The organism is Actinocrinis sp. (assembly GCF_035650855.1).
Lineage (GTDB): Bacteria > Actinomycetota > Actinomycetes > Streptomycetales > Catenulisporaceae > Actinocrinis.
Genome location: NZ_DASRGV010000004.1, coordinates 38,928 through 53,984, shown reverse-complemented (window position 1 = coordinate 53,984; position 15,057 = coordinate 38,928). Strand labels below are relative to the sequence as shown.

The following is a 15,057-nucleotide window of genomic DNA, read 5'->3' as shown; positions in this document are numbered from 1 at the left end:
CGGAAGGGCTCTGCGCTTGTCGAGCGCCGCATCCTCCGGCACCGCGGGAGCGGCGAAGGCCTCGCAACACTTCCGCGGCCGAGGCCGCTGACCTGCATCCGTCCGGCGCCTGCGGCTGGCACGACACGCGCGGTGTCGCTGCTCGTGCCAGACCGCGAAGTCGCCTGCGGGCAGCCCGGGCTAGAGCGACGGCCGCACTGAGTGAGCGTCCGTGTGTAATATGACATGACGACTTCGCCTCGTGGTGAGGCTAAAACCTCTCGCTGCTGCGAGAAGATCGGCGGTCCGATGGACGCCCTCCCAACAACAGACCACACTCGTCTGAGCCGAGACGGCAGCGGGCAGCGGCGCACCGCATCCGGATCAGCTTCCGCGCTTGTGCCAGGTTCTCGGCCGGCTGAGAGCCGCGATCAGCTTCTTGAGCGGCGCCGGGCCGCCCAACGCGCGTGGCGCTCGGCGTGCGAGCGCGCGGAACGGGCCTCGCAGTTCTTCCATGCGGCGCCGAGCACGCCGCACTCCCCGGTGCCCACCACGGCCCGGGAACGACTCGAGCACGCGCAGCACGGGGAGCGGCAAGCCCGCACCTTCTACTACCGCGTGGCCGAGGAGACCGGGGCTCTGCTCAGCAGGCTTGAGCGCACGGACGTCGGGATCGCCTGATCGGGCGCAGGTCCTTATCCGCTATCCGAAGCCCGAGCGATCCGGCCAGGAAGATCATTGCTAAGACGCATGCGAGAAATTCGTGCGCATGGATGGAAAGGGGACGAAGGAGGCGGGCCGTAAGGTCACCCGCACCTTCATCGACCAATGGACGAGCTGGACGTAGTGATCAATCGCCACGACGAAGCACTCACGGCACTGGGCGTCAGGCAGCGGTGCCTCGTCGACATCCTGCACGATACGGAGCATCAGCCGGACCGGGAGAACAGGACGCGTTCCGTCGAGCACGCCGCCGCGGACCGGGCGATGCGCGAAGCATGCCACGAGTGGCTGCAGGCCAGTGACCAGTACATCGGCGCGTTGCCCACGATCCGTCGCGACCCTCGCGCGAGGAACAACGCGGCAGGCAACGGGAGCTGATCATCGGCGGCTCGTCAAAGCCGCGCAGCCGACGCCAGACGCGCAGTAGGCGCCCGGTCGGGAAGTAACCGCTGAATTCATTCTCAACGCGGCGGGTTGAGCTGTCAGGCGCCTGTACGGAGTCTGGCCAGCGCTTCGGCCAGCAGAATCTCCCCTTCGGTGTCGCTGCGTCGTTCATGCACGTACGCCAGATGTGTCTTGTACGGGGCGAAGGGCACCGGGACCGGCGGCCTGTCGCGGTCGCGTCCGGCCAGTTGGCCACAGCCGGGGCATTGCCACTCTTGCGGGATGACCGCGGTTTCGGCGAAAGACGGCTGCGTCAGATGACCGGCCTCGCGCCAGAAGCCGCCATCTCCCTACATCGGAACTGCCAAAAACCGGCGTGCGTCGGATCGACCTGCGCGGTCGTCTCGGACCGACCCCGGACTTTCAGCGTCCCGACCGCCATCGTCGAAGCGGTCGCCGGGACAAGCACCGACACGGCCGGCTACGCGGCCGTCACGTAGAGCCTATGCCCGATCCGTGCGATCGAACGGCCCTCGCCTTGATCAACATCACGGGGCGGTAAGGTGGTAGCGCCAGGCGCGCATGCAGTGCCCGGCCACGGCCCTCGACCCACAGCGGCGGATGCCGCATACTCAGCCGGAACACCCGCACCGCAGCAAGTCCGAGCTCACGGCCAGGTCTGGACCATTCGCCGACCCGGGATCCGCCTCGCTGCCCACCATCTGCGCGAGGACGAGATCTTGCCTGAGACACCGGCTGCGGCCGTTGATACCTGCGATTGCACGACAGTCGAAACCACAGTTGTCGGCGACGCTCCCACCACCGCCATTGCATCCCATGCCGCCTCACCGGAGTCCGAAGCCCCGCAGCGCGCCGCCGCGTCAGGCTTGTACGACGGGCTCAGCGCGTTTCCCGAGGTCGGCGCGCCAGCGCGGCCGCGCGCCGAGCGAATACTGCAGATCGCGGTGACCTGGCTTCTGGTCGCCGCCCCGTTCGCGGGCCTGGTGCTCGCCGCGGTGTTGTTGTGGGGTCACGGGCTAGGGCCGACCGACGCAGTTCTAGCCGTGGTGTTCTATCTGGTCACCGGCTTCGGCGTGACCGTCGGCTTCCACCGCTGCCTGACGCACCGGGCCTTCCGGGCGGGGCCGCGGTTGCGCGCGGCGCTGACCGTGGCTGGTTCGATGAGCTTCGAGGGCGACGTGATCAGCTGGGTCGCCGCGCACCGGCGGCACCACGCGTTTTCCGACCGGCCCGGCGATCCGCATTCGCCCTACCGGTACGGCACCGGGCCGGTCGCGCAGCTACGCGGCCTGGTGCACGCACACGCGGGCTGGCTGTTCGGCAACGATCCGACCTCGCACGAGCGCTACGCCCCCGACCTGACGGCCGAACCGATGATGACCGCGCTGGCGCGCGCGTTCCCGCTCCTGTGCGTCGCCTCACTGGCCCTGCCGTTCTTGGCGGGCCTCGCGATCGGCGGCACCTGGTACGCCGCGTTCACCGCGCTGATCTGGGCCGGCCTGGTACGCATCGGCCTGCTGCAGCACGTCACCTGGAGCGTCAACTCGCTGTGCCACGTGCTGGGAACCCGCCCGTTCACCACCCGCGAGCACGACCGGGCCACCAACCTGTGGCCACTGGCCCTGCTCTCGCTCGGCGAAAGCTGGCACAACCTGCATCACAGCGACCCGACCTGCGCCCGACACGGGGTCGACCGACGCCAGATCGACCTATCGGCGGAGCTGATCCGCACGTTCGAGCGACTCGGCTGGGCCAGAGACGTGCGCTGGCCCGACCCGGCCCGGCTCGACGCGCGCCGCGTCCACGTGTAGGGAACGAGGCAGCGGGCCGCCCGGGCGCCATCCCCCGGCGGGGCACGGCGCGGCGCTTCGGGCGGCGAGTGCGAGCGCTGATCCCCGCTTCCGCGTCTTCGCGGGAATGCTACTGTGGCCGGACCGGCAGCTACGGTGACGCTTTCTTCTTTCGGTACACCTCGTATGTCCCTTCCGAATCCGACAAGCCCCGCCTCGGGGTGCGGATCTCTCGCGTCACGCGCACGGCTGTTGATTCTGGTTCGCCTTCCTGGCGCTTGAACGCCACCGACAGGCCACGCGGTCGGGTTTTCAAGGAGGGTCTGCTCCGCGTGAGGCCGGCCGCTCGCGCCATCGAGTCTCCGACCGTCCGACCTCGATGTCCTGTGAGGCGTGCCGCTGATGGTTAACTACGGTTTCCTGAGTACCTATCCGCCTACTCAATGTGGGCTGGCCACGTTCTGCGCGGCGCTGCTGCGTCATCTGTCGAATCCGATGGCCGGCAGCCGGTGCGGTGTCGTGCAGGTCGTCGACGGGGCGTACCAGACGGTGCGGCAGGAACCGGCAGCCGCAACGATCACCGTGCGCCCGCTTAGCGCGAGCCGCACGGCCGAGGTGCTCAACCGCTACGACGTCCTGATCCTGCAGCACGAATACGGCATCTACAGCGGCTTGGACGGCGCAGATGTGCTCGACGTGCTCGATCGCGTGCAGATCCCGGTGATCACGGTGCTGCACACGGTGCTTGCCTGCCCGACGCCGCATCAGCGGCTGGTGCTGCAACGCGTCATCGACGCGTCGGACGCGGTCGTCGTTCTGTCCCAGACTGCTGCCGCCGTCCTCGAGGCCGGCTATCTGATCGGCGAGGGCCGTCTCAGCGTCATTCCGCACGGTGCCCCGCCCCTACCGAAGCGGCGGCCGAGATCGACGGGTCGCGACCACAGGCCGACGATCCTGACCTGGGGGCTGATCGGGCCCGGCAAGGGCATCGAATGGGCCATCGCCGCGCTCAGCCATCTGCGCGACCTGCAACCGGCTGCCCGGTACCTGGTGGCCGGCCAGACCCATCCGAAGGTGCTCGCCGTCCAAGGCGAGGCCTATCGCGACAGCCTGCGCCGCCAAGCGCGGGCCGCGGGCGTGCTCGACCTGGTCGAGTTCGACCCGACGTACCGCGAAGTCGGATCGCTGATGAACATGGTGCGCCAGGCGGACGTCGTGCTGCTGCCCTACGAATCCAAAGACCAGGTGACCTCCGGGGTGCTCATCGAGGCGGTCGCGGCGCAGCGTCCCGTGGTCGCCACCGAGTTCCCGCACGCCCGCGAGCTGCTCGCCGGCGAAGCAGGGCTCGTGGTGCCGCACCGGGACCCGCGGGCGATGGCCCACGCGATCCGCCGGGTCCTGACCGAGCCTGGCCTGGCCGAGGCGATGACGGCACGCTGCGCCACGCTGGCCCCGGCCCTGACCTGGAGTGCCGTCGCCAACAGCTACCGCGCCCTGGCGAAGACGCTGCTGGCCGCCACCCCGGCCGTGGTCGCGTCGTGACCGGGTCGACCGCCGGCCTTCTGGACGCCGCGTTCACCCACCTGGCCCGGCTCAGCGACGACACCGGCCTGTTCGAACACGCTCGCTATGCCACGCCGCGGCGTGAGCACGGCTACTGTCTCGACGATGTCGCCCGCGGCCTGGTCGTGCTGTGTCGCCAGCCGCCCCCGTGGCACCTGGCCGGATCCTCGGACCCGCTCGCGGAGCGGTACCTGGCCTTTGTGGTGCATGCTCAGAGCTCTGACGGCCGCTTTCGCAACAGGCTCGGGTTCGACCGGCGCTGGCAGGACGAGCCCGGGCTCGGGGACTGGTGGGGTCGGGCACTGTGGGCGCTGGGCACTGCCGCGGCCCGCTCACCGCTGCCCTGGGTGCGCGAACACGCCATGTACGCGTTCGACGCCAGCGTCCAGCAACGCTCGCCCTGGCCGCGTTCGATGGCCTTCGCGGCGCTGGGCGCCGCGGAGATCCTGGCCGCGCGCCCCGCGCACCAGGGCGCGATCGACCTGCTCATCGACGCGGCGAAGATGATCCAGCGGCCCGAGCCGGGTTCGGCTTGGCCGTGGCCCGAGGACCGGCTCGGCTACGCTAACGCCGCGCTGCCCGAGGTGCTCATCGCCGCGGGGCAGTTGCTGCTGGACGCCGAGGCCGGCTATCACGGCCTCGAACTGCTCGAGTGGCTGCTGGCCACCGAGAGCGGGCCGGGGCACCTCTCGCCCACCGGGTCTCAGGGCTGGCACGCAGGCGAGCCGCGACCCGGCTTCGACCAGCAGCCCCTCGAAGCCGCGGCTCTGGCCGACGCCTGCGCCCGGGCGTTCGAGGCGAGTGGGGACGCGCGATGGATCGCCGGGGTCGAGCGCGCGGTCGGCTGGTTCCTCGGCGAGAACGATCGGCAGGTCGCGCTACACGACCCAGGTAGCGGCGGCGGCTATGACGGCCTGCACCCGCAGGGGCACAGCGTCAATCAGGGGGCTGAGTCGACCCTGGCGCTGATCTCCACCCTGCAGCAGGGCATCAGGATCGCGGGGCGCCGATGAGCCAGCAGCCAGCAGCCACGACGAGCGTCACCGTCCGTGAACTGGTCACCCGTGCGCCCCAACGGCTGACCCCCGATCCGAGCCGGGTGATCGCGAAGCTGTTCGTGCCCGGCGAGGAGGTCCCCGAGCACGAGTCGCGCACCGCACTGGTCATCGCGCGCGTGCTGGCCCTCGGCGACGGCGAGGTGGACGCGGCCCTGTCCGCGGCCCTCGCGTCCTTCGCCGCGCGCCATCGCGACCTGCGCGGCACGTTCGCGGCTAACTTCGAGACCGTCGCGCACCGCATCCCCCGCGCCACGACGCTCTCCGGCCTGCGGCGCCTGCTGATCGGCTCCTACTTCACCCACGAGTACGCGATCGAGGGCGCGGCGTTGTGCAACCCGTGCATGGTCGCTTGCCCCGCCGCTTCGACTCGGCGCAACTCGAACAGACAATTGAGAGGCCGCCTGCGCGTCTTACCGAGCGTCAGGCTACCCACCGCACGATCGAACGCATCCGTTGGATTGCCGCGTCTAGCTACGACCTCGGGTTCCCGCGCGATACCGCGATCAGCGAACGCGTCCTTTGGCCTCACGCGCCGACCGAGCGCCACGGCATGGAGGACGCCCGGTTCGTGCGCTTCACCGACGAGCACGGCGCCGTCTCGTACGACGCGACGTACACCGCGTTCGACGGCTCCTCGGTCACCCCGCAGCGCCTGCACACCACGGACTTCCGCACCTTTCAGATCACGCAGCTGACCGGCCCGGCTGCGGTGAACAAGGGCATGGCCCTGTTCCCCCGGCAGGTCGCCGGACGCTACCTGGCGCTCTAACGCTGGGATCGGGAGAACACCAGCATCGCGACCTCCCCGGACATGCAGACCTGGAGCGTCGGCGCCACCGTGCACGCCCCGGCCCGGCCCTGGGAGCTGACCCAGGTGGGCAACTGCGGGTCCCCGATCGAGACCGAGGCGGGCTGGCTCGTGCTGACCCACGGCGTCGGCCCGATGCGGACGTACAGCATCGGCGCCCTCCTGCTGGATCTCGACCACCCCGAGCGGGTTCTCGCCAGCCTGCCCGAACCACCGATCACCGCTGCCGCGCAGGAACGCGACGGCTACGTGCCCAACGTCGTCTACTCCTGCGGGGCGATGCGCCACCGCGACACCCTCGTCATCCCCTACGGCACCAGCAGCGGCGATCGGGGGTGTACGCTGTGAGTACTCGCGGCATTTCGCATACGGGCGTTCAAGCCCCTGTCGCCGTGGGCGAGGCAAGGACCCGGACCATTCATCGGTCCGGAGACAGGCGTCCGACGATGCCGATCCAGGATCTTCCCCCCACCCCCGCGGCCGACCCGCCTCAGGCGCAGCCGACCATTGTCTCCACCAAGCTCACCCTGCACGACCTGTTCACCGGCGGCTGGAAGCGGCCGCTCGCCGGACTGCCCGCCGCGCTTGGCCGACCGCTGGCGCGCAGCGCACGCGCGGCCCGGACACGCGCTACCGCGCTCAGGGCGCACAGCGCCGACGATCGTGCGCCGCAGTGACACTGATTCGATCCATGCTCGCCGTGCTGCGGCCGCACCACCGCGCCCGCAGCACGGCGGCGTCGGGCCAGGGCTGGGACTAGAGCAGCCTGGACGCACAGCGCGAGCAGGCTCCGGGCAGCCCAAGCGGACAGACCCGTCCAGTTCGCAGGCCGACGCACCGCAAAACACAGACCGCTGATAACGGCAGGCAGTAGAAGGAGCGACAGCAATGGCTACGGGCACGGTCAAGTGGTTCAGCAATTCCAAACACTACGGATTCATCACCCCGGACGCAGGCGGCCAGGACGTGTTCCTGCACAGGTCGGTGCTCGCGGCATCCCACCTCGAGGCGCTCGCGGACGGCGCACGCGTCTCTTTCGACCTGACCCAAGACGGGCAGCGCACCAGCGCGACCAACCTCGCCCTGCTGGAAACGCAAACCAGTGACTGACGCTCCCCGGCTGCGCCGCGCAGCCGGCGCCCCGGATCATGCCGAAACGAATGAGCCCGCCACCTCCCCGCGCGACCTCCAGGCGCCCGAGCCGCCGGCGCGGCTAGTTCTGCAACAGCCCGCGACGAGCGGTGCACGCGTGCGCGGCGGCTGGTGGCCGCACTCGCGCGACGCACGGGCGCAGCTGCCCGGCCTGGTCGCTGGACTGAACGAACACCTCGGCGTGGTCCTGCGCCTGGCCGTCGACGTCCTGGCCTGGGACGAGATCCCACGCCGGATCGCGGTTGCCGGCCACGTAGTGCGCGTCGGCTGGTACACCGACATGAACCACGTGATCGTCGTCACGCTCGGCCAGCACGCGCACCTGCAACTACTCGTCGTCCCCCCGCAGGCAGCAGAGCAAGCCGCCCTCGCCGCACTCGAAATGTCCACCCACCCCGATGGCCTCGGCGCTCAGGAGATATTAGAACACTGCGGCATCGAGACGGAACCGATCACTCGCCTCTCCGCGCGTCCCGCCGCCGCGGCCGCCTGACCAGTCGACGCAGCCTTGACTGCTCGCGCTTGCGGCACATGTCCCGGTGGCTCGGACGGTTTGGAGCGGGACCAATATCCGGCCGATACGTGGGCTGGTTGGAGACGTCGCAGCCATCCCGGAGGCCGCGTCATCGTCCGCGACGGTAGCGGCGGTGCCAGCGGCCGCGCCGGGGCGGTAAATCGCGGTTGACCGCGTCCCGTTTAGGCGTACACCTCGGCGTGGCGGACGGACTGCCCCGGGACCCGTCGTTGTTCCTGCCGCGACACCGCGCTCTGTTCGACTATGAAGGCTTCGGTATCCCGGGCGGGTCAGCTCGGCGTGTGATGATCAGCGTCTTGATGCCGGTCAGGCGATTGGTCGGCTGTCAAGCTCGGGCTGGCGTCGTGCTCGCCGCCGGGCGGGGTGGTGATCGGGCGCAGCGTGGTGGTGAAGTGGGCGGCGCGGCGGTGGACGCGGCGGCGGCGGGTGCGCGGTGCCGAGACGGTGGCCGGGTGCGGCGGCGTGGTGCGGTAGAAGCGGTGTTTGCCGATCTCGATCAGCACCAGGTAGCAGGCGACCATGAGGACCAGGGCGAGGAAGAAGCCGAGCGGCAGCGGGTGGAAGCCCAGCGTGCCCGCGAGTGGTGTGGCGGGCAGGATGGCGCCGACGGTGACGACGGACAGGGCGGCCAGCAGCAGGGGCAGGCTGGGGCGGCTGCGGAAGAACGGGATGCGGCGGGTGCGGATCGCGAAGATCACCAGGGTCTGGGTGGCCAGGGACTCCACGAACCACCCGGAGCGGAACTGGGCCGGCCCGGAGTGGAAGACCCAGAGCATGACACCGAAGGTGGCGAAGTCGAACACCGAGCTGATCGGGCCGAAGAACACCATGAAGCGGCGGATGAAGGCGATGTCCCAGTGCGAGGGGCGGGCGAGTTGTTCCGGGTCGACCTCGTCGGTGGGGATGGCCAGCTGGCTGGAGTCGTAGAGCAGGTTGTTGAGCAGGATCTGGGAGGGCAGCATCGGCAGGAAGTGCAGGAACAGCGACGCCCCGGCGGCGCTGAACATGTTGCCGAAGTTGCTGGACGTGCCCATCAGCACGTATTTGATGGTGTTGGCGAAGATGCGCCTGCCTTCGACGACGCCGTCGGCCAGCACGCCCAGGTCCTTCTCCAGCAGGATCACGTCGGCCGCGTCCTTGGCGACGTCGCTGCCCGAGTCCACGGAGATGCCGACGTCGGCGGCGTGCAGGGCCAGGGCGTCGTTGACGCCGTCGCCGAGGAACGCCACGCCGACCCCGCTGGTGCGCTGGGCGCGCACGATCCGAGCCTTGTGCTCGGGGCTGACCCGGGCGAACGCCATGGTGCCGGGCACGGCCGCGGCCAGCTGCGCGTCGTTCATGGCGTCGAGGTCCGTGCCGGTCAGAGTGCCGCCGTTCGGCAGCCCCAGATCGCGGCACACCTTGGCGGCCACGACCGGGTTGTCCCCGGTGATGACCTTGACGGCGATGCCGAGCGCGGCGAGGCGTTCCAGGGCCGCTCGCGCCGAGGCCTTCGGGGCGTCGAGGAAGATGAGGAACCCGGCCAGGATCAGGTCCTTCTCGTCTCCGGGGACGAGCGCGGTCGCGCCGGGAGCGGGTCGGCCGGCCACGGCGATGACCCGGTTGCCGGCGGCGAATTCGCGCTCCAGCGCCTCGCGTGCGGCCTGCGGCACCTGGACGCAGTGCTCGAGTACGGCTTCCGGCGCTCCCTTGGTGATCAGAGTTCGGACGCCGCCTGGCTCGTCGATCAGTACCGAGGTCATCAGACGCTGGTGGTCGAACGGCAGGATCGCCAGGCGTACCGCGCCGCGTGACGCAGTGCTCGCGGCGGCCGCGGCCGGGGAGCGCCACAGCGCGATGTCCAGCGGATTGCCGCCCACCGCCACTGCGTCTTGTACGGTCGCCTCGTTGCACAGCAGGCCCCAGCGCAGCGGCTCGTCGTCGATCAGACCGTCGGACCCGAACGAGCGCATGAAGCTGATGCGGCCCTCGGTGAGCGTGCCGGTCTTGTCGGTGAACAGCACGTCGACGTCGCCGAGATCCTCGATGCACACCAGCCGCTTGACCAGAACCTTGAGTTTGGCCAGCTGCCGGGATCCGTCGGCCAGGCTGGTGGAGACGACGGCCGGCAGCAGTTGCGGGGTGATGCCGACCGCGATGGCGAGGGAGAAGAGCAGCGCGTCGATGACCGGGCGGTGCAGGACCACGTTGATCACGAAAATCGAGACGGTGAGCACCCCGGCGACTTGGGCGAGCAGCGTGGAGAAGCGGCGCAGCCCGATCTGGAACTCGGTCTGCGGCTGGTGCGCGCCCAGCCCGAAGGCGATCTTGCCGAACTCGGTGCGCGCACCGGTGGCCACCACCACGCCCAGACCGCTGCCGGCCTGCACGACGGTGCCCATGAACGCGCAGTTGGAGCGCTCGGCCAGCGCCGCGCCCGCGGCGATCGGCCGGGCGTCCTTTTCCGTCGGCAGTGACTCGCCGGTCAGCGTCGACTCGTCGCACTCCAGCCCGACGGAGCTGATCACCCGGATGTCCGCCGGGACGATCTCGCCGAGCCGCAGTTCCACCACATCCCCGGGCACCAGGTCGATGACCTCCACCGGCATGGCGCGGCCGCCGCGGCGAACCAGGGCCTGATGGCTGATCTGCGCATGCAGCGCTTGGGCCGCCTGTTCGGCGCGGTATTCGTTGACGAATCCGAGTCCGACCGACAGCAGCAGGATCACCCCGATGATCAGTGCGTCGCTGCGCTCTCCGACGAAGTACGACGCCACGGCCGCGATCGCCAGCAGCCCGAGCAGCGAGGAGCGCAGCTGGTGCCAGAGCACCAGCCACACCCCCGTGCGGTGAGAGGCCACCGCGTTGGGCCCGAACTGGAAGAGCCGCCGTGCCGCTTCCGTGTCGGACAGTCCGGGCTCGCCCGAACCGAGGCGGGCTGACACCTCGCCGGCGGACAGAGCGCTCGCGGCCACCGTGTCGAAATCGCGCACCGCCGGGCGGGCGCGGTCCTCGGCTGGTGCTGTCACCATCGCCATCACGCACCGCCCGCCGTCAGGTGCGAATCTCTCGGCGCGACGGCGGCGAGCTTCATTTGGTCACCAACCGCAATGTCCACCTCGGGTACCGGTGTCGACCGCCTCGTGGCCCAGGATCCACCGGTGATGACCACTGGCACATCGCCACCCGAGATGCGCAAGTCGGTGCAGCTGACGGTGACCGCGTCCACCGGGCTGATCGCGTCACGCGGCCCGGTGATCGGCGGATCGCGGACCTCCATCCGCTCCCGGGGTTGGCCGTAAACAGGGGCCTCCATCGCATCCTCCAACGCTGGTTCGAGACGAGTGCCGCGCGCGTAGCGCCGCGGCGGCCAGGTACGCGCCAGTTGAACGGTCCGCGGTTTTCACCCTGATGCAGTCCGTCGGCGCGGGCCAGGGCCGGGCGACCCGGCGAGAACTCCCGGACCGTATGCGTCGAGGAACCTCAGCATGGCGAGGTCGAGCACCAAGCGGGTGTGACCGTTCGCCACCGGATCGGACAAGGGCGATCGCAGCACAGGCGCCGTGGCCACAACGAACTCGCCACTTAACGTCACGACGGCGCAACCGGTGTGCGGCGCTCGCCAACGAAGAAGTCTTTTGTCATTCCCAGCTCCCCATCACGCGGACGACCTGGCGCAGGCGAGGCGCCGTCCAGGGACCGGGGGCGGTGCTCCAAGCTTAGGCCCGGCCGCCGCACTCTGTCCCGCGTCGCTTGAAGGCGAGGCGGAACTCGGGCGCGACGCGGCGCGTTCGGGGGAGCGCACCTTTCTCCCCCGCTGAGCGGCGGGAGCGCGTTGATCCGGAACCCGGCATCTTCCGCCGCGGGAGCAGGTCGCTTCGACGTGGCGGTGCGCGACCAGGTCGTCGTACCAGCTGAGCACGGTGTCCAGGCGCGCGAAGAGACGTAGTTGCTTGAGCACGTGCCGCGGGATGCGGTGCAGCAGCGCTGCGAACACGCCGATTCGGCAATACGCCGCCCGACGCAACATCGGCCTTGGTGCTGGACCGATCTTGACCAGCCCGGATGAGGCTTCCCTCAAGGCACGCGGCCAGCACGCTCCGGCGGTGACGTCGAACGCGGGTATGAAGGCGAGAAGCATGCGCGTAGTGTCGGGTACGGCGATGTTTCTGTCCCAGACCCCGGCAGCGATCCAAGCGCCGTCTGCCAAGGGCCAACTCCAAGGGAGCATGGACATGCCGCATTCGACACCTATGAGTAAGCACGGCGCCGAGCACGCGATCATCGAACGCCTGTTCCGGGCGAGCCTGGAGGTGCACTCCGCGCTCTCGATCGCTGGCGAGGAGCACACGGTCCGTCTCCTGCGCCAGGCCATCGACCACCTGGACCGCTCGATCAAGCAGGCCCAAAGCCGGGCGCTGGATCTCGAACTGCGGCCGCCGCGGGGCCCCACGCCTTATCCGAGCCCCGCCCGGCCGCGCGCAGCCGAACCGGAGGGCTCTGTGCCAGCCGCCGCGCGATAACGGTAAGAGCATCGGCCCGACACGCCGCGCAGGTTACACGACGAACTGAGTGAACATGCACTCGCCGTAGCCGCGTGGTCGAACGGCAGGGGCAGAGGGCAATTCGCATTGCGGAGCACGTCCAGCGCAACCGCGGATGTCGCCGCGCACTCGGGTCACGCGATGGGGCTGCGGGCGCCGCCTTCGCTTTCCCAGTCCTGTATGTCCTGTGGTTTAGCGGCGTCGGGTTGCGGCGCTGCGCCATCGCGTTGATCGACAAGATCGCTCAGGTCAACCCCGTTGCTCTCGGCGATCCGCTTAAGGTAGGCCAGTCGGCTCTCGTACGAACGCTCGCCGTCCTCGTCGCCGCTACCGCGCAGCCGGTTCAGTTCGGCGACCGCATGGGCGATCTCCGTGCGCAGTTCGGTGTCGAACTTCGGGGTGTCCACCGGATCCTGCCCTCCGCCGATCCGACCACAGGCCGCGGTCGATACCTTCTAGTCTTCCCATTAGATAACGCAACAATTCACCCCTAACGGTCCGGCCTCGGCGGGACTGTTGTGACGGCATTTCAAGCAGCGCGCGCATACGGGATCGATCCACCCGTCTGGGTCGCGGCCTTAGCCTGCGGCGGATATCGCGGCGAGTGTCGGAGACGCCTTAACGAGTGCGCTTCTCGGGACTACGATCCGCCTTGTCGTCCCGGACCCCGGCGGCCGCTTGCCGGGCGATTGGCGCGCCGGCCTCGAGAAGCCGGGTCTTCTGGTGGCTGCTTTATCCATCGATGTGTTCGCCGCGATATCTGCCTTCGCGCCGGCTGCCCGGCCCTGCTCACCCACCGGCACGTGTCTCCAGCAGGATGACGATGAATCCATAGTGTTTGGAAGCGTTGAACCACATGACCGTACCGGCCGCCATTGCCATCCTTGTCTGTCTGTTACCGCTGCCTGGTGTGAAACGTGTTCCCGGAAGCCGGTCCGCTTTCCGGTTGTTTCTCGACGCTCCGGCTGGGGGGTGCCTTGTCACGTAGTGCTCGCAGGCTGCCCTCGTCCCAGCCCTGGTCCGGTGCCGCCGCTCTGCGGGCGCCGTGACGCCGCCGCAGCACGGCGAACAAGGATCGGATCGGTGTCACTGCCGGGCGCGATCGCCGGCGCCGCGCGTCCCGAACGCCGCGGCGCGTCTTCGAGCCGCCCGCGTGCTGCGCGCCAGCGGTCGGCCAAGCGCGGTCGGCAATCCGGCCAGCGGCCGCTTCCATCCGCCGGTGAACAGATCGTGCAGGGTGAGCTTGGTGGAGACGATGGTCGGCTGCGCCTGGGGCACGTCGGCCGCGGGAGTGGGGGGCAGGTCTTGGTCCGGCATCATCGGACGCCTGTCTCCGGACCGATGAATGGTCCGGGTCCTTGCTTCGCCCGCGGCGACAGGGGCTTGAGTGCCCGTATTCGAAATGCCGCGAGTATTTTCGAGCTTACACCAGCGATCGGCGTATGCGGGATTTTGGCCTGCTGATTTGCGCTCGCCTTCGGGCCGGACGGCTGCGTGATCTGCACGCCGCGGCGCTCGGTCGGCTCAGGGCCGCAGGACGCGTTCGCCGATCGCGGCATGACGAGGGAACTCGAGGTCGTAGCCGGACCAAGGCCTGTGCGCCGCGCCGGCACCGTGACCGCCTGCCTGCCCACGGACGGCTCGCCAGGGGGATGCCGGGCTGAACTGCGGCCTTTGCGCTATTCGCGGGGGCAGGGCGGGCGGGGTGTACAGTGAATTTACTCGAGGTATTTCGAATGCTGACAGTTGAGTCGGTGTCACCGCGGGCGAAGTGAGAACCCGGGCCTGAGCGGTCCGGAGACAGGCTCCCGATGATGCCGGACCGGCGCCCTCCCTTGAACGACGGTGGAATCGGCCGACGCTCCCACCCCGCTGTTGACGACTGGGCCTATCCGCCCCCCGCCGCGCAAACCGTGCGTCGGCAGGCGTCGGGGTCCGGTTACCGACCCGCCCACGGCGCTCGGTCGCCCGCCGACCCTGGTGGGCAGGACGCCGCGCGGATGCGGCACTCCCTGGAGGCTGAGCCGGAAGGCGCGCGCGAGCGTGCGCTCAAGAGGCTGACGGGCAAGGCTGCCTCCCTGGTCGCGATCGCAGTGGGCGCCGTGCTCGTCCTGGCAGTGCGGATGCCGGTGCCCGGACTGATCGTCACGCTGGCCGGAGTGGTCGGTCTCACCGTCGCGCTGCTCCGGTCCGTGGGCGATGGGGGTCGCCGGGAACGGCAGCGCCGCGGGCAAGCCGACCCACCGCACGACCCCGATCGAGTGTACTTCGACGCTCTGCGCGCGGTGCCGCCTGCCACGACGGCGTGGAAGCCGGCCGCGGCGGGCTCGGATGTCGAAGACGCGGAAAGTCAGGGGTCATACATTCCAGGGGTGCATCGTCGGCCGGGAACCGGCCGGCGCTGACCGCGGGCCTCGGATGGGCCAGCGCAGGGCCGGAAATCCCCGGCCGACTATCGCCGACGATGCCCGCGCGTCGTCGCCGGGTGTGGCGTGCCGCCAACCCGATGAGTTAAAGCATT

The 15,057-nt window shown here is 69.7% G+C and carries 16 protein-coding genes and 2 pseudogenes; 13 read left to right on the top strand and 5 right to left on the bottom strand.

Annotated features, from left to right (window positions below):
- The first annotated feature begins 522 nt into the window (after window positions 1-522).
- Window positions 523-660 (top strand): hypothetical protein, encoded by a 138-nt coding sequence (locus VFB40_RS00605; protein ID WP_324847250.1) that lies wholly within the window; start codon window positions 523-525, stop codon window positions 658-660.
- Between the two features lie 147 nt (window positions 661-807).
- A complete protein-coding gene (locus VFB40_RS00600; protein ID WP_324847249.1) occupies window positions 808-1,080 on the top strand; it encodes a hypothetical protein in 273 nt (90 codons plus the stop codon).
- Between the two features lie 104 nt (window positions 1,081-1,184).
- On the opposite strand, the pseudogene VFB40_RS00595 reads toward VFB40_RS00600, so the two are convergent.
- Window positions 1,185-1,424, bottom strand: a pseudogene (locus VFB40_RS00595) (RNA polymerase-binding protein RbpA); the annotation flags it as partial.
- A 549-nt stretch (window positions 1,425-1,973) separates the two neighbouring features.
- Between VFB40_RS00595 and VFB40_RS00590 the strand changes: the two are divergent.
- The 8 genes from VFB40_RS00590 (at window position 1,974) to VFB40_RS00555 (ending at window position 7,971) form a co-directional block, all read left to right on the top strand.
- Window positions 1,974-2,918 (top strand): acyl-CoA desaturase, encoded by a 945-nt coding sequence (locus tag VFB40_RS00590; protein WP_349261287.1) that lies wholly within the window; start codon window positions 1,974-1,976, stop codon window positions 2,916-2,918.
- A 381-nt stretch (window positions 2,919-3,299) separates the two neighbouring features.
- Complete coding sequence (locus VFB40_RS00585) at window positions 3,300-4,439, top strand: glycosyltransferase (RefSeq protein WP_324847247.1); 1,140 nt, start codon at window positions 3,300-3,302, stop codon at window positions 4,437-4,439.
- The gene (locus VFB40_RS00580) at window positions 4,436-5,473 is read left to right on the top strand and encodes a glycosyltransferase (protein WP_324847246.1); all 1,038 of its coding nucleotides are present in this window, start codon (window positions 4,436-4,438) and stop codon (window positions 5,471-5,473) included. The genes VFB40_RS00585 and VFB40_RS00580 overlap by 4 nt, the downstream gene beginning before the upstream one ends.
- Window positions 5,474-6,068: 595 nt before the next feature.
- Window positions 6,069-6,287 carry a glycoside hydrolase family protein gene (locus VFB40_RS00575; protein WP_324847245.1) on the top strand — a complete coding sequence of 73 codons (219 nt, stop codon included), beginning with the start codon at window positions 6,069-6,071 and terminating at the stop codon, window positions 6,285-6,287.
- A gap of 42 nt (window positions 6,288-6,329) precedes the next feature.
- Window positions 6,330-6,674 (top strand): glycoside hydrolase family 130 protein, encoded by a 345-nt coding sequence (locus VFB40_RS00570; protein WP_324847244.1) that lies wholly within the window; start codon window positions 6,330-6,332, stop codon window positions 6,672-6,674.
- A gap of 98 nt (window positions 6,675-6,772) precedes the next feature.
- Window positions 6,773-7,003 carry a hypothetical protein gene (locus tag VFB40_RS00565; RefSeq protein WP_324847243.1) on the top strand — a complete coding sequence of 77 codons (231 nt, stop codon included), beginning with the start codon at window positions 6,773-6,775 and terminating at the stop codon, window positions 7,001-7,003.
- A 211-nt stretch (window positions 7,004-7,214) separates the two neighbouring features.
- Complete coding sequence (locus tag VFB40_RS00560) at window positions 7,215-7,436, top strand: cold-shock protein (protein WP_324847242.1); 222 nt, start codon at window positions 7,215-7,217, stop codon at window positions 7,434-7,436.
- Window positions 7,429-7,971, top strand: coding sequence for a DUF5994 family protein (locus VFB40_RS00555; RefSeq protein ID WP_324847241.1), 543 nt, complete (start codon window positions 7,429-7,431; stop codon window positions 7,969-7,971). Before VFB40_RS00560 ends, VFB40_RS00555 begins: the two co-directional genes overlap by 8 nt.
- A gap of 311 nt (window positions 7,972-8,282) precedes the next feature.
- On the opposite strand, the gene mgtA is transcribed toward VFB40_RS00555, so the two are convergent.
- Window positions 8,283-11,024: a magnesium-translocating P-type ATPase gene (gene mgtA / locus VFB40_RS00550; protein WP_324847240.1), complete on the bottom strand. Its 2,742-nt coding sequence runs from the start codon at window positions 11,022-11,024 to the stop codon at window positions 8,283-8,285.
- Window positions 11,025-11,156: 132 nt separating this feature from the next.
- Between mgtA and VFB40_RS00545 the strand changes: the two genes are divergently transcribed.
- On the top strand, window positions 11,157-11,294 hold the full coding sequence (locus VFB40_RS00545) for a hypothetical protein (protein WP_324847239.1): 138 nt from the start codon (window positions 11,157-11,159) through the stop codon (window positions 11,292-11,294).
- 101 nt (window positions 11,295-11,395) lie between these two features.
- Here the strand turns inward: VFB40_RS00545 and VFB40_RS28720 are convergent.
- Window positions 11,396-11,593, bottom strand: a pseudogene (locus tag VFB40_RS28720) (STAS domain-containing protein); the annotation flags it as partial.
- A gap of 652 nt (window positions 11,594-12,245) precedes the next feature.
- Here VFB40_RS28720 and VFB40_RS00540 point away from each other — a divergent pair.
- Complete coding sequence (locus VFB40_RS00540; RefSeq protein ID WP_324847238.1) at window positions 12,246-12,515, top strand: hypothetical protein; 270 nt, start codon at window positions 12,246-12,248, stop codon at window positions 12,513-12,515.
- 155 nt (window positions 12,516-12,670) lie between these two features.
- Here VFB40_RS00540 and VFB40_RS00535 read toward each other — a convergent pair whose 3' ends face one another.
- Entirely contained in the window at window positions 12,671-12,943 is a 273-nt protein-coding gene (locus VFB40_RS00535; protein ID WP_324847237.1) for a hypothetical protein, read from the bottom strand.
- 679 nt (window positions 12,944-13,622) lie between these two features.
- Complete coding sequence (locus tag VFB40_RS00530; RefSeq protein WP_324847236.1) at window positions 13,623-13,856, bottom strand: hypothetical protein; 234 nt, start codon at window positions 13,854-13,856, stop codon at window positions 13,623-13,625.
- 680 nt (window positions 13,857-14,536) lie between these two features.
- Between VFB40_RS00530 and VFB40_RS00525 the strand changes: the two genes are divergently transcribed.
- Complete coding sequence (locus VFB40_RS00525) at window positions 14,537-14,941, top strand: hypothetical protein (RefSeq protein WP_324847235.1); 405 nt, start codon at window positions 14,537-14,539, stop codon at window positions 14,939-14,941.
- Window positions 14,942-15,057: the final 116 nt, after the last annotated feature.